Source organism: Paenibacillus sp. JT22N12 (genome assembly GCF_056269365.1).
Genome location: NZ_JBWDNU010000003.1, coordinates 184,138 through 198,544 on the forward strand (window position 1 = coordinate 184,138; position 14,407 = coordinate 198,544).

Below are 14,407 nucleotides of genomic sequence, written 5' to 3' on the forward strand. Positions count from 1 at the left end.
CCCTCTTTAGACGGGCTCTGTCCTGCTCAGCCGCATGGGAGACGACTCATTCATGGAGAAAGGCTTCAGACGGAGCTTGAACGCCATAGGCTCCGGTCTGATCAAGTACTGCTCCAGAGTCGGCGCATACCCGCAGCTGTGATTGCCGATTCCGCTTTGCGCCGCGTCCAGCTTTACGATCGTCTCATCCAGACGGGTCAGCTTATGCCGATGCTTCGTCATGGTGAGATCCCCGGTCGAATAATGATGCACGCTCGTATCGAACAGCATACCGCCGGCGAACAGCAGTCCCGTGCCGCTCCTGTCCGTGACGGCGGACCAGCGGACATCGGATTTGTTGCCGTTCTCCTGCGGCTTGATGTAAGGTACGTACTGCTCCTCTACCGTTCCGCTGTAAACACCAAGCTTGCCGCTCTCCTTGCGGTCGGAATAGCATTCATGCGGGCCTCTTCCGAACCACGAGAACTGCCCGAATCCGGCCGGCATGGCAAGCTCCAGGCCGAAGCGCGGCAGTGGCGGAAGCCCCTCCCGCGGATTGATCGACGCTTCGATCTGCAGGTCGCCACTGCCGTGGATCGTATAAACCATGCGCGTACGAAAGGCGACTAACTCCCCTCTCGCCCCGGCCGCGGCATCCGTCACAATGCGAACGGTATGCCCGCCGGTCGTCTCCACCGTCATATTCCTGAACATCGTGACAAGCCTGTCGTAGCCCGCTTTGCGCCACGCCTTCGCGAGATTGACGTCGTTGTCAATCGGCGCGCGCCACAGATTGATCCTGGGTCCCGACAGCAGCAGCGGCATATTTCGGAAGGTCCAGGAATCCAATCCGCCTGTCAGCTTGTTGAAAACGAGGGAGAAATCCGCCCCCTGCACCGACACCGCTTGATCCGACGATGTCAGGCGCAGCGGCGGTGCGGCTGTCGGCCGTGCCTCCTGGTCCGTCGCTGCCGCCGCATACCGGGAATGATCTGACTTGGCCGCGCTCACTGTTCCGATCGGCAGATCGGCCCAGGCCACCTCATGACCTGGTTCCGCCCACACCGTATTGTCCGCAAGCGAGAAACGGATATGCAGCCAGTATTCGCCGTCTGCCGCCATGGACGGCGGGCTCAGTGGCACGGATACGTCCTCTTCCTCTCCTGCCGCTGTTTTGAGAACAGGCAGCGAGCCCTGTTCCATTATTTCGCCGTCGCGCATCAGCTGCCACTGACCGTGCAGATGCTCCAGGGTCAGAAAGTCGTAACGGTTAATCACCTTAAATTGACCGGACCCCGCGTCGGCGGCTTTGACTTTCACAGGCTCGATCGCCTTCTTGTACTCCAGAATCGACGCCTTCAGCTCGCGGTCCGGAAAGACCAGACCGTCGATGCAGAAATGCCCGCTGTGCGGCTCCTCTCCGAAATCTCCGCCGTAGGCGGTCCACTCCCCGCCGGATTCCGTCTGCCGGACGATCCCATGGTCCTGCCATTCCCAGATCAGACCTCCGATCAGGCGCGGATAGGCGTAAATGGCCTCCCAATATTCCTGCATATTGCCGACGGCATTGCCCATGGCGTGACCGAACTCGCACATCAGAAAAGGGCGATTGTCGCTTTTTTGCCCTTCCTTGATGATCGTCTCCACGGCAGGATACATGGAGCTTACGATATCCACCATCGGCGCTTCATAAGCCCGTTCATAGTGAATCGGCCGGGTGGGATCGGCCTGCCTGACCCATTCGGCCATCGCATCGTGGTTCGGCCCATAGCCAGACTCATTGCCCAGCGACCAGATGATGACTGACGGATGGTTCTTGTCCTTCTCCACCATCCGTCTGGCCCGCTGCACATACGCCTCCCGCCACTCCGGCTGCTTCGACAGCCAGCTCTCGCCGGCAAAGAATTCAGCGGCGCTCGATTCCTTATAGGCCGTATTCTCGATGAAGCGGATGCCGTGCGTCTCCAGATCCGTTTCGTCAATCGCATACATGCCGTAGCGGTCGCACAGATCCAGCCACCGCCGGTCGTTGGGGTAATGGGACAAGCGGACGGTATTAATGTTGTGGCGCTTCATCAGCGCAATGTCCTGCACCATCGCTTCCCATGTCGTAACGAACCCGAGCCGGGGATCGAATTCATTGCGGTTAACGCCCTTAATAATAACGGACCTCCCGTTGACGAGCAGACGGCCGTCCCTGGTCTGCACATCCCGGAAGCCAACGGCAATCCGCTTCACTTCCTGCAGAAGGTTCCCCCCGTCATACAGCGTGAGCAGCAGCGTATACAGATTCGGCGTCTCTGCCGTCCACTGCAGCGGCGACTTCACGGTCTCCTCGATATGGAACCGGCACTGGCCGCCTCCGGAAGAGGTCAGCGGCAGGGGAGTGCTTCGGTCAAAAACCACCCCGCGGCCCGCATCAAGCAAGGTTGCCCTCAGTTCATAGCCGTCGGCGGAAACGCCGGTTATGTTCTCCGCATCGATACGGATATCCAGTACGGCATCTTCGTAACGGTCGTCGAACCGGGTCTGCACATAAACGTCCGAGACGCGCACAGCCGGCAGCGCCATCAGGTAAACGTCGCGGAAAATCCCGCTCATCCGCCACTTGTCCTGACTTTCCAGATAGCTGCCGTCCGACCATTGATAGACGCGCACCGCAAGCGCATTCTCCCCCTGACGGAGCATATCCGTGATATCGAATTCGGAGTGCAGATGGCTCCCCTGGCTGTAGCCGGCTTCCTCCCCGTTCACCCATAGGTGAAAAGCGGAATCCACGCCTTCGAACACCAGATGGATGCGCCGCCCGTCCCAGCCGTCCGGCCGTATAAATCCCGTGCGGTAGCAGCCGACGGGATTTTCCTGCGGCACATGCGGTGGATCGACCGGAAACGGGTAGGGGCAGCTGCTGTAGTGAGGGCGTCCGTATCCATGCAGCTGCCAGTTGCCCGGCACGGGAATCGTATCCCATCCCGCCGCGTCATAGCCGTCGGCCTCGAAGCCTTCCGGCGCGGCCTGCGGCGATTTCGCATAACGGAACTGCCAATTCCCGTTAAGCAGCCGCACATACGGCGTTGTCCCGCGGTCAGGCTCAAGCGCCGACTCCCAGTCGGCATAGGGAAGCAGATCGCCGTGCGGAGCGACCGTATTTCGTTCCAGGACATTCAGATTGGACCAGTCGGGCTGCCTGTTTGCCGCTGCCGGTTCAGTTGTCATGGCTTTGGCACCTCCAGAAGCTTCTTAACCGCAAGTACGCCGCGCAGCGGGCTAGACAGCACCGGAATGCCGATTGCGCCAAGCTCCTTCTCCATCCGCGCCATCGAGCCCTGCGCCAGCACCAGGACGTCCGCCTGTCCGGCCACCCTTCTTGCGGTATCCAGCAGAATGGCATCATGCCGCTCCGGCTCTCCGCTCACCAGCGCGCCATAAGCGCCAGCCGCCAGACCGTCGATAATGGCAACGTCTCTGCCCAGAAGCTCCGCCTGCCTGCGGATCAGCCGCTTCGTCGGCTCAAGCGTCGTCGGCAGCGTGGCGAGCACGCCGATCCGTTCATACTTCGCCGCCGCTTCAAGCGTCATCGCGTCATCGATCTTGACGATCGGCACGTCGATCATGCTGCGGGCGAGATCGGCCACCTCCCCCACGGACGAGCAGGTATTGAAAATGACGTCAGCGCCCATCTCCGCTCCGTTCTGGTAATATTGAATCAGCCGCCGGGTGACCGCAGGCGTTACTCCTCCCGCCTGGACGACATCGTAGATCAGACTGTCATCAACGATGGTCACGACTCTGCACCCCGGCAACTGCTCCTCATAGATTCGTTTCATCGGCTCGGCCAATCCCTGACCGGTATATACCGCCACCACTGTTTTCAAAATAGTCCCTCCCTTAAGTCCTTCACGGTCAGCGGACGACATGCATTCCGCATGATTTGGTACCGGTTCATACGATTCAACTCCCGTTATTCCCGCCCATTCCTGACCTTGACGAAGAAATCCTCGCCGCCCATCTGGCCGCCCTTCAAGGCCAGCTCCAATCCGGCGAATGGAGGGTTATGGGAATAGGTCCGGCAGAGCGGCACGCCCGGAGTGATCTGCCCCGTCATTTCCAACGCGCAGATGTCGAGCTGCTTCATTACATAGCCGGATGTATCCCCTCCCGCCACCGCGATACGCCGCAGCCGCTTCCCCATCATGACGGCGCGGCAGATGCGTCCCAGCGCCTCGCCGATCATCGTTCCGGTATCCCGGCTGTTTCTGCCGGCGGCATGCAGGCCGGATTTCGTCCGGGCGATACTGGCATCGCCGGGGCCTTTGGCGGAATAGATGATCACGCTCGTTCCCTGACGCAGGAGACGGAGCGCCTCTGACGTGATGCGCGAGGATGCCGCCCCGCTTCCGCTGCCGTCTATCCATTCTCCCGGATCGATCCTGATGCCGGCAAAGCCGGATGCCAGCGCATAATCGATCTGCATTTGCGTCATCGACGAGCAGCTGCCGGAGACAACGAGGATCGGTTCCGCCGTTTCAGGGGCCACCGGTTCCGCAAGTCCAGCGGACGTCCCGTCGACCGCTCCAACAGGCGCCGCTCCCGCCGCTCCAACAGGCGCCGCTCCCGCCGCTCCGGCAGACTTCGCGCCCGACGTACATTGCAGCGCTTGATGGGGGACGAAGCCGCCTGCCGACCCGGCAGAGGGGGCTTTCTCCCCGTATGCCGTTCCCGAAGCCTGCCAATAGGCGGACAGCGCATATTCCACGCCGGACGAGCCAGCCGCAAACAGCGGTCCGCGGGCGGCTTCCTTCCACATCAGCCCGCCGACCCGGGCCAGACGCTCCTGATCCAGCACATCGAACAAAATTATCTCCGGGTGCTCTTCCAGCTTCTTTTCGACAGCCTCCTCCAGGGCATCCGCAGAATCGCCTTGCTCCAGAATATCCACGAGCGCGCTGCGCGCCGTTGTCTGCGCGGCGAGATGCCGGAGCAGATCGGCTTCATCCATCGGCGTCACCGGATGACGGGACATTACGGGATGACGGTCCAGCCGGTGCTTGATGGCATGCACCGCGGCAAAATGCTGGCCGAAGACGGTATACCGCTTCAATGCCGGAACGCCGACGACAAGCGGCACATACCGCTGGGCGGAGAAGGTCCGGCGCGCCAACTCCACCGCTTTGCCGATACTGCCGATTCCGGGAGAGGAATCGAAGGTCGAGCAGGTCTTGTAATGGCAGACAGCGGCACCAGATTCCGCCATAAAGCGGAATATGTCCGGCAGCTCCGCCTCCATCTGCTCCGGAGTGAGCGCACGCGCGGTGCCGGCAATGCCGAATGCCTCAATGTCTGCAAACTCCTGGTCCAGCATCTCACGCGTCGGAAGATCAAGAAACAGCACCGTCCGCAATCCCGCCAGCGTCAGCGCTTCCAGCGCGTCGGTCGAGCCGGTAAAATCATCGCCGTAATAGGCCAGCCTGACCGCTTTCTCCCGCGCAGGACTTACCATACCAATTCGGTGTCCGGCCGGCGGTAGTCGCCTTCCCGCATCGGGGCCTTGTCATGGATTTTCCGGTGATTATACAGCGGGTGGTAGCTGCCCTCCGGCGAAATATGGATGACATCGTCTCCCTGCCACTGCACCTCGAACTGCTGGCCTACAGCGTGCTCGGTCGTGCGATAGCGGCTGAGCGGGAAAGTGATGACTATGGTATCCCCCGCGCTTGCCCTGCCCAGACGGAAGAAGCAATCCTTGATCCAGACCCCCGGCTGATTGCCTGCTGTAATGCGCCCCTCCCCGCTTCCGGACCACTCCGCCTTCACCTGGTTGTAGCCGGCCCATTCGGGAATCCGCACTTCCAGATTGGCGATATCCTGATGAATCTTAAGCTCGAGCCTGCCTTCATGGGGAAGATAGCTGCTCACATCAAGGAGACGGGACCCGCGGCTGAGCAGCAGATTGACCCGTACGGTGCCTTTATCCTCGGTAATAATATTGCTCCAGCCCATGAACAATCCTCTTGTGCCCGATCCGATGCAGCACAGCTGCAAATCGCTGGTGTGGCCCCGGCCGTGATTGACGTCGCAGCAGAAATCGTTGGGCGCCGAATAGCCGGCGAACGCGCCGCGCGTGCGCTGCGCGACTTTGTAGAAAGTCTTTTTCCCAAGTATGTCGCCATCCTTGTTGTCCGCTTCCTCCACCCAATCGAGGTCAAGCAGCTGGGATTCCGTCAGATGATTGCGGATGAACCGTTCCACCACTCCCCAGTAATGGGTGTAGCCGCAGTGCGCAAGCGTAATGCCGGTGGAAATCAAATCAACCAGCGAGCAGGTTTCATGCTCATAGGCCTGCTCCTGCATATCGCCAGGCGTCCATCCGAAGCGTGTGCATTTGGTCAAGGCCCAATCGTAGCTCTTCTTCACAAAAGCGATGATCGAAGCATCCCCGGTATAACGGCCGAAGCGCGCCAGCGCGTCAAGCGTTCCGATTCGGGTATGAAAATGCCCGCTGCGGTAGGCCAGCGAAGAGTTGAAGCTTCCGTCCTCGTTATAGACGCCGCTGCGCTTAATGATTAAGGCCGTGAAATATTCACATAGCTCAAGGGCGTCCGGATTTCCGGTTACCTCGTGGTACTTCAGCAAGGGCATCATCAGCCGCCCGCAGAATGAAGCCGGGTCCGGCGCAAGACGGATCTGCACCGCATTTCTCGAAGGCCAGCCGGTTTCCAGGTGCTCGGATGCCGGGTAGTACCAGACATCCTTCTCCTTGACGGCAATCCGTTTCAATGCGGCAACATGCTTGTCCGCGGCTTCCTTCACCGCTGGATCGCCTGTCGCCATATACCATGTCGTCAAGGACAGAATGACAGCCCGCTGGTCGATCAGATTGGCCGCTTCTCCCCAGTTCCCCTGCCTATTGACCTGACGGTAGCTGAGCCCGTCCTCCTTGAAGAAGCTGAGCAGATTTTCTTTATAATGACGCTCCACGTCCTCGCCGAACATCTCTCCGGTCATATGCCGCGCAAGCGTAACCGAGTCGATCAGACGCCCGTGGCTGGAGCCGTAGTCCCAGTCGCCATGGGTCATAAAAGCCGGTTTGGACACAAAATCCGCATTAAAGAACGGAATATAGTTATAATCTTCATCCGCCATTCCGATAATGGCGTTCAATACATGCCTGGCCCGCTCTTCCAGCAGCAGCGTGTCCGGTATTTGGTGTTGGCTTTGTTGACTCATCCCGCATGCCCCTTCCGCATTTTTGATGATAGCGATTACATTTTAATCGTAACGCAACCCGCAGCATAAAAAAATAGATCAAAATTAAGGTTTTTATGCTCATTCTTAACGATACGGCGAATGCTTCGCGTTCAGGATTGGGAAGGCAATACGGTATCAGGGACGAGCCTGTCCCAGCCGGGGAGCAACACGGGGAATCCCGGCAGCATACTCTGCCGCCATCAATAGAGAAATCAAGCAACTTATCCCCATTTTATACACAACTTATCCACAAATGGAGGAACCACGATTCCTGAAGGATAAAGAAGGCTGCCCCCAATGTCCAAGTTTGGCATTGTCGGTCTCCGTTTTAATCCTCTTATCTGTAAAAGAAAAACCTCCATTCCCAGCTGTAACGCGGGACTGAAGGTTATTCGCCATACCGGGCGAGCCGGAAATTTCGGTCTCGCCCGGTATAGGTTTGGTAGCCCGCACGTACCGCCAGCAGCGCCTCGGAAGCCAACGGACAGTGCAGATGCCGAAGGGCAGCTCTTGAAGCTCCGCCTCTACCGCGTTGGAATGGACAATAAGACAAAGCGCCCCGGGCTCATGAACCCGGGGCGCTCGTCTTGCGGAAATATGGGCGGACCGTCTGAAAGCGGACCGCTGTCCCGCTCACGCCGGCCTGGAAGCCGGCTGCCCCATATTGGCGGCCATAGTCTTCTTCTTCGTCAAGCCGCTTGCTGTTGTTCTTCCTCCGGCGCTTTCGTGCGCTTGAGGAAGAACCCCAGGACTAATGCGATTACGGCGACTATTAAGCCGATCAGAAAGGCATTCTGCAGACCCGCAACCAGACCTAGAGCGGCTGCGTCCGGTGCGGTCGCATCATGAGAGCTCAGATACTTCTTCGTTCCCGATGCCAGAATGCTGATAAATAAGGCCGTACCGACAGCCCCGGCAACCTGCTGCAGCGTGTTGAGAATTGCCGTTCCGTGAGGGTAGAGGTGGCGCGGCAGCTGGTTGAGACCCGTTGTCTGTGCAGGCATCATCACAAGTGAAATGCCGACCAGCATAATAATATGACTCAAAATAATATAGCCTGTCGAGGTACCCATGTGGATGCCCATAAACAGCGCCAGAGACGCGACAACAAGCACAAGACCCGGCACAACAAGCAATCTTGGTCCGTATTTATCAAACAGGACTCCGGAGACCGGCGCCATGATGCCATTGAGAATACTTCCCGGCATCATGACAAGCCCCGATGTCAAGGCAGACATTAATAGGACGCTTTGCAGGAACTGCGGCAGCAGCGTCAGCGTGGAGAACATCGTCATCATCAGCACAAGCAGCAGGACGACAACCAATGAAAACATGGGAAATTTGAAAGCCCGCAAATCCAGCAGCGGTTCCTTCATGGTCAGCTGACGCCAGACGAACAGCGCGAGCGCAACACATCCGATAATGATCGTCCAGTAGACTTCAGGATCGGACCATGAGCCCCCGCCCGCTTTACTGAAGCCATACACAAGTCCGCCGAAGCCGATGGTGGAGATAATAATGGAGAGAATATCCACCTTGGGCTTGGTTATATCCGATACATTCTTCAAATACACCCCAGCGAACACGATGGAGAAAGCCGTCAATGGAAGGACGAGATAGAACAGCCAGCGCCAATCCAGAGAATCGATGATCAGCCCGGACAGTGTCGGTCCGATCGCGGGCGCTGACATGATTACAAGACCCATGAGCCCCATCGCCCCTCCCCGTTTATCCGGGGGATAGATCGCCAGAATCGTATTCATCATAATCGGAAGCAGCAGGCCCGTTCCCATCGCCTGAATAACCCGCCCGACCAGAAGCACCCCGAAGGTAGACGATATCGAACAAACCAGGGTACCCACAAGAAATAAAATCATCGCCGACAGAAACATCTGCCTGGTCGTAAACCACTGCTGCAGCAGCGCAGTAACCGGTACCAGCACGCCGATTACGAGCATATAAGCCGTGGACAGCCATTGAATGGTTGACAGCTCAATGCCGAATTCCCGCATCAGATCGGGAAGGGCGTTGCTGAGCAGCGTCTCGTTCAAAATCGCCACAAACGCACCGATAATGAGGGCGGTAATAATCGGCCCCCTCCTGATTCCGCTCAGATCCACGGAAGCCGGTTTTGACTCCAAACCTGACGAGTTCAATACAGTTCCTCCTCTATATATACATCTATCCAACCCAATCCTTAATATTATAACCTCTCCATTATTTACTCAACAACCGCCCCCGGGCTAATTTGATAAAGTTTTACAAGTCCGGACCTCCCTCCTGCTGCAGAAACTCCCTTTTGATCTTTTTGGGCTTCAAGGGAGACGAGAACCTCAGCCCTCATGCCTTTTATGCTGTTCATCCGCGGTTACAGGCAGTATGAAGTAAGAGAGCTCCCTCTCCCCTGCTCGCTCTCCACCCCGACCGTTCCATACTGGCGCTCAATAATCTCTTTGACGTCCTATAACTATCACTGCTGATAGGAGTTCCAGCTGCCCCCCGCATAGTCCTTTTTTTGTACTTATTTCCACCAGATATTGTCGATATCGGACTGCAGCTCAGCGGATACCTGGTTCCACTGGAAACGGGTTTCCTTCCCGCCAAGCAGCCAGCGGCGCGGGCAGGTCGTCTCCATCCAGTCCAGCGGCTCGCCAGGTGCAAGAGGCTGTGCGGCCAATTCAAAGGCCGCGCGAAGCTCAAGCTGCTGCTGCTTCGTTACGGCAGAAGGCGATGCCGAGACGAACAGCGGCGTGCCGCTTCCCGCCAGAAGCTCCAGCCACTGGCGGTTCAGCTCCCACGGCACCTGTTCGGTAATGCCGATGCAATCCGCATCATGGCTGTAGAATGTGCCATGCTGCGGCATGCGGAACGCCAGCGTATTGATGCCCATATATCGGGTCCGCTCCCACAGCTTCCCGCTCGTGTCATCCCCGGACCGCTGCACTTCGAATAATCCCGCCGACAGATGGCTGATCGTATTGCAGCCGATGACGACGCTGCCGCCGGAGGCCCGGGCCAGAACCCGGTACAGATCCAGGATAATCTCGGCCGTTGTCCTGGCACGGTCGTGAAAAGGCTGCGGCAGAGCATTTGTCTTCGACTTCATCTGAAAGCCCCACTGGCCCAGCATATCGAAGGTGGAGAAGTCATGCTTGATCAGCTCGAAGCCCCATGACACCATTCTGGCGACGGATTCGGCAATATCGTTCAGCACATCCGGCACGCTGGGATCCAGCACATACCCGTTATTGGCGCTGTACCGGAGCCATTCATCCGGGATTGCTTCACTGGTCAGCAGCGGACGGAACCAGATGCCCGGCTTCACGCCGGCATCCTTCATTTCATGCGCGAGCCGGTCCATCTCGGGGAAGAGGGAATTGCCTCTCCACGGTCCGCCGTTGCAGGCTCCGCCCCCGCTGGCCAGCTGCCAGCCGTCATCAATGACCATATAGGGACGGTTTATGCTGGAAGCAGACAGGGACGCCATGAATTTGGAATCCTCCAGAATCTCTGCGTGGGAGCTGTTCCCGTAAGCGTAATACCAGTTGTTCCCGCCATATACGGGCTGGTCCGGCAGCACGGGATTCTCGCACATCACGGAGCAAAAGCGGCTTGCCGCGGCAAATGCGCTTTCCCCTTCTTTTCCCTCATAACCGACGATTTCGGCCGCCACAAGCTTGCGCCCGCCCAACTGAACCCCCTCGCTGCCGCAGCGGACATCCGCCGACAACGTAATGCCATCCTGATCAAACTGCCAATAGCATAAGGATGCCGTCCCGGTCTTGACGCCGTAACCGTTAGTCACGTTGCCGTCATTCGCAAGAAAATACCAGGGCATGACGCGCTCCGGCACAATCCCTCTCCACTCCAGATCGCCATACGCCCGCTCCCAATGGTCGCCCAGAACGGCAAGCCGTCCTGTAACATTCTGCTTCCAATACAGCCTGACCGTCTTAACCGCCAGCAGCGGCGCAGACAGCCCGACAGAACAGGAATCATTCCTGCTGTTCAGCGTTATTTCGACACCGCCGCCGCTCCAGATCCCGTCGCCGCTGCGATTGGCCGTTTGCCAGCCGTTATCCGTTTCGACCAGAATCATATCCGGTTCTCTTCTTATTGCCAATGCCACAGCTTCCAGCTCCCCGTTGCCCTTCCCATAGGAAAGGCAGTATTCTTGTAATCGTTCCTATAAGTAGTATAGAATCCTTTGCATGAGGAAGTAATAACGAAAGGCCGCCTGCCGGGAAGAGAAAAGTTAACCAATTGTGACATTTGAAACAGGGGGTGCGTTATGAATCCGGACGGTGACAAAAAATTCGCGCACGCCTTTCCCAACAGCAAATCGGAGATTTACCTGTACGGCGCCCACACGGGGGAAGTAACGAGACCCTGGTCCTGCCAGCGGCATCTTCATCACCGGATGGTCGAAATCAATCTCGTGCTGGAAGGCTGCCAGACCGTTCATACCGGAAACGGGGAATACAGGCAGCGCAGCGGCGATTTGCTGATTATTCCGCCTATGCAGCTGCACGCCTTCAGCGCGGATGAGCCCGCTCCTTTAAAATATTTTGTGATGCATATCCAGATCGATGACCCTGTATTTCTGCAGCTGCTCGGCGGCTCATCCCAAATCTATTATCCGGAGGGCGGGACGCTTAACCGGCAGATTCTGCCGGATGTACAGGCGATTCTGCAGCTTCTGCTGGACGGTGCTTCAAGAATCTCCATATTTCACAGACTCTATACGCTGCTGGAGCAGCTTGAGGATTCCTTCACCAGACTGAACAGCGATCACGCGGCCAAGCTCGCCGGCAACCTGCCTGTACAAATTGCCAGGGAAATCGAGACCCTGATTGCCTCCCCCCAGGATGAGGAGCATGCCTGGTCCGCCAATTGGCTGGAGGAAATTGCGCTCAAGCTGGGTTTTACCCGCAGGCACTGCTACCGCGTTTTTCAGCAGATGTACCAGATGTCGCCGCGGGATTACTTCTCCATCCTCCGCCAGCAGGAGGCCATGCAGCTTTTGCTGAACACGCAGGGCTCCATCGAGCAGATTGCACGGCGCGTCGGGTATGACAATGTGCAGAGCTTCATCCGTCAGTTCGCGAAATGGACGGGCTCGCCTCCGGGCGAATTCCGCAGGAAGCGCCGGGACGATTTGATCTATTTGACTCCCCTCGAAGTCAAATGAAGCTGATCGATCGGCAATGAGCATCCTTCCTTTCCGAGTCCCTTCACCAAAGCCCGCTACAAGAAGAGCAGCATTCCCCTGAGAGGGAAAGCTGCTCTTCCTGGCGTATACTTGCGCTTATTCAGAAGGATAACGGCTGGCCTGCCTTCCTGTCATGCCGGCGGGAAGCTTTTATCCCCTGGACGATCAGACGCAGCAGGTAAGCAAGCGCCACCGAGACGACTGCGCTGAGCGCAAAGGCTGTCAGCGTCCGCAGCGTAATGGAGCCGCCGGGAAGCAGCCAGTCCGCCGCGCGCTCGGTGTACCTCAGCATATAAGCATGCGCAAGATACGCGATATACGAGTAGATGCCCGCCAGGGTGAGCATCTGCCGCAGCCAGACGGGTGCATTCTTCATGAAGCTGATCGAGGCCGCATATACGGCAAGCACCGAAACCGTGAGGAACACGGCCATCTCTGGCCTTAGGAGCGACAAGTCATCATAGCGGATAACAACGTCCGGATACAGCTTGAAATGAGATACGACCACATACAGCATCCAGCAAACCATGAGCGCATACAAGGCGGTCAGGTAGTGACGGCAGCGGATGAGCCATGCACGCCAATGATCCAGGTACAGGCCCGCCGCCGCTCCAAGCGCGAAATAAAAGAAAAACATCAGTGCGTTGCGATCGAGATAGGCAGTGAAGAACGCGCTCAGAAAAGGGATATCCCATGCATCCGCCGAGCGGTAGACAGCGCCGCCCTGATCCATCAGCCACACATAAAGCAGTCCCAGAGCCAGAACGATTATCGCGGCTGTCCGGACCGACTTTGGCTTCCACCTCCTGACCATTCGCTGGAGAAGCGGAAACAGCAAGTAAAATTGGGCAATCATAACGATATACCATAGGTGATAGGACGCTTTTCCCGTAAAAATCATCATCCCGAGCTTCGGCAGCGAGCCTGCCTCGTAGAGATTGAGCCGCTGGAAGGTCACGGCATATAGAACGGCCCATGGAATATAAGGCAGGATGACATCCTTGAACCGCTTGCGGATAAACGCGCCATAGCGAATGTCTCCGTCATAATTGTAGAAGAGCACGAGCCCGGTAATGAACACGAACAGCGGAACGGCGAACTTGGACAGCAGCAGCAGCAGACCGAGAATCACTCCATCCTCCAGACGGGTGTCCGTCATGGGAAAATAGTGGGCGAGGGCATGCTGCATCACGACCGCCAGAAACGCCATTCCCCGCAGCATTTCGATTTCATCTATTCTTGGTTTCTTCATGTAAACTCCTTCCAGGGGGACTGCATAAGCTCTTCCATTCCTCTATCAGTTTAACATATTAGGCCACTCCGGACAGGGCTCCCCCAGGGAAGCATGCCCCCCGCCGTCTTTATGATCAGGCAAAAAGATAAAATAGTAGCGCCGAACACGAAACATTCTTGTATTCAGCCTGCCAAATACGCCGATGACGATGTGATCGCCCCTGCCGCGGTCGGCAATCTGGCGGCCGGCTCGGCAACGGTGCCGTCCCTGCAGTTGACTTGGACGGCGCCGGGCGACGACGGAACGACGGGCACGGCGGCGTCTTACGACATCCGTGTCAGCACCGCGCCCATCACGGACGCCAATTTTGCAAGCGCCATCCCGGTTAAAGAACATTCCCCTGCCTGCAGCAGCGGGAACCAGCCAATCGGTGACCGTTCCGCCTCCCGGTGATACCGGGTATTACTTTGCCATGAAAACAAAGGACGACGCGAATCTCGTCTCCGCTATTTCCAATGCCGCAAGCGGTACGACCCTGCTGTTTCCCATTGGCACAAACGTCATGAAATGAAGCTGTACGGGGAATAGAGCACACATCCTGTGTCGATTTCGACGCGTTAACTGCGCATTACGCTCAGCTCGGAACGTTTACACACGGCTGAAATTGTATTGTACGGCTCGTAGGGATTTCTTCTAGCAAAACCCATAAAGAAGCCAAAAGACGGTTCGGGGCA

Annotated in this window: 9 protein-coding genes; 2 read left to right on the forward strand and 7 right to left on the reverse strand. The window is 57.5% G+C overall.

The window, feature by feature from the left end; all coding sequences use genetic code 11:
• Window positions 1-6: 6 nt before the first annotated feature.
• The 6 genes from AC0YOA_RS12210 to AC0YOA_RS12235 form a co-directional block, all read right to left on the reverse strand.
• A complete protein-coding gene (locus tag AC0YOA_RS12210; RefSeq protein WP_475786793.1) occupies window positions 7-3,195 on the reverse strand; it encodes a glycoside hydrolase family 2 TIM barrel-domain containing protein in 3,189 nt (1,062 codons plus the stop codon).
• Window positions 3,192-3,845: an aspartate/glutamate racemase family protein gene (locus tag AC0YOA_RS12215; protein WP_475787376.1), complete on the reverse strand. Its 654-nt coding sequence runs from the start codon at window positions 3,843-3,845 to the stop codon at window positions 3,192-3,194. The genes AC0YOA_RS12210 and AC0YOA_RS12215 overlap by 4 nt, the downstream gene beginning before the upstream one ends.
• 95 nt (window positions 3,846-3,940) lie before the next feature.
• The gene (locus tag AC0YOA_RS12220) at window positions 3,941-5,479 is read right to left on the reverse strand and encodes a four-carbon acid sugar kinase family protein (protein WP_475786794.1); all 1,539 of its coding nucleotides are present in this window, start codon (window positions 5,477-5,479) and stop codon (window positions 3,941-3,943) included.
• The gene (locus AC0YOA_RS12225; protein ID WP_475771926.1) at window positions 5,473-7,206 is read right to left on the reverse strand and encodes a glycoside hydrolase family protein; all 1,734 of its coding nucleotides are present in this window, start codon (window positions 7,204-7,206) and stop codon (window positions 5,473-5,475) included. The genes AC0YOA_RS12220 and AC0YOA_RS12225 overlap by 7 nt, the downstream gene beginning before the upstream one ends.
• Before the next feature lie 710 nt (window positions 7,207-7,916).
• Window positions 7,917-9,368, reverse strand: a complete 1,452-nt coding sequence (locus AC0YOA_RS12230; RefSeq protein WP_475787377.1) for an MDR family MFS transporter — start codon at window positions 9,366-9,368, stop codon at window positions 7,917-7,919.
• A gap of 380 nt (window positions 9,369-9,748) precedes the next feature.
• Window positions 9,749-11,356, reverse strand: coding sequence for an alpha-amylase family protein (locus tag AC0YOA_RS12235; protein ID WP_475786795.1), 1,608 nt, complete (start codon window positions 11,354-11,356; stop codon window positions 9,749-9,751).
• A gap of 162 nt (window positions 11,357-11,518) precedes the next feature.
• Between AC0YOA_RS12235 and AC0YOA_RS12240 the strand changes: the two genes are divergently transcribed.
• Complete coding sequence (locus AC0YOA_RS12240; protein WP_475786796.1) at window positions 11,519-12,418, forward strand: helix-turn-helix domain-containing protein; 900 nt, start codon at window positions 11,519-11,521, stop codon at window positions 12,416-12,418.
• Between the two features lie 121 nt (window positions 12,419-12,539).
• Here the strand turns inward: AC0YOA_RS12240 and AC0YOA_RS12245 are convergent, their stop codons facing one another.
• Window positions 12,540-13,691, reverse strand: a complete 1,152-nt coding sequence (locus AC0YOA_RS12245; protein WP_475786797.1) for an acyltransferase — start codon at window positions 13,689-13,691, stop codon at window positions 12,540-12,542.
• Between the two features lie 93 nt (window positions 13,692-13,784).
• Here AC0YOA_RS12245 and AC0YOA_RS12250 point away from each other — a divergent pair, with 93 nt between their 5' ends.
• Window positions 13,785-14,126 (forward strand): hypothetical protein, encoded by a 342-nt coding sequence (locus tag AC0YOA_RS12250; RefSeq protein WP_475786798.1) that lies wholly within the window; start codon window positions 13,785-13,787, stop codon window positions 14,124-14,126.
• The last annotated feature ends 281 nt before the right edge of the window (window positions 14,127-14,407 follow it).

Bases quoted from the DNA above. Each gene is read 5' to 3' on its own strand.
- AC0YOA_RS12210 (WP_475786793.1), bottom strand. From the start codon at position 3,195: ATGACAACTGAACCGGCAGCGGCAAACAGGCAGCCCGACTGGTCCAAT.
- AC0YOA_RS12220 (WP_475786794.1), bottom strand. From the start codon at position 5,479: ATGGTAAGTCCTGCGCGGGAGAAAGCGGTCAGGCTGGCCTATTACGGC.
- AC0YOA_RS12225 (WP_475771926.1), bottom strand. From the start codon at position 7,206: ATGAGTCAACAAAGCCAACACCAAATACCGGACACGCTGCTGCTGGAA.
- AC0YOA_RS12240 (WP_475786796.1), top strand. From the start codon at position 11,519: ATGAATCCGGACGGTGACAAAAAATTCGCGCACGCCTTTCCCAACAGC.
- AC0YOA_RS12245 (WP_475786797.1), bottom strand. From the start codon at position 13,691: ATGAAGAAACCAAGAATAGATGAAATCGAAATGCTGCGGGGAATGGCG.
- AC0YOA_RS12250 (WP_475786798.1), top strand. From the start codon at position 13,785: ATGCCCCCCGCCGTCTTTATGATCAGGCAAAAAGATAAAATAGTAGCG.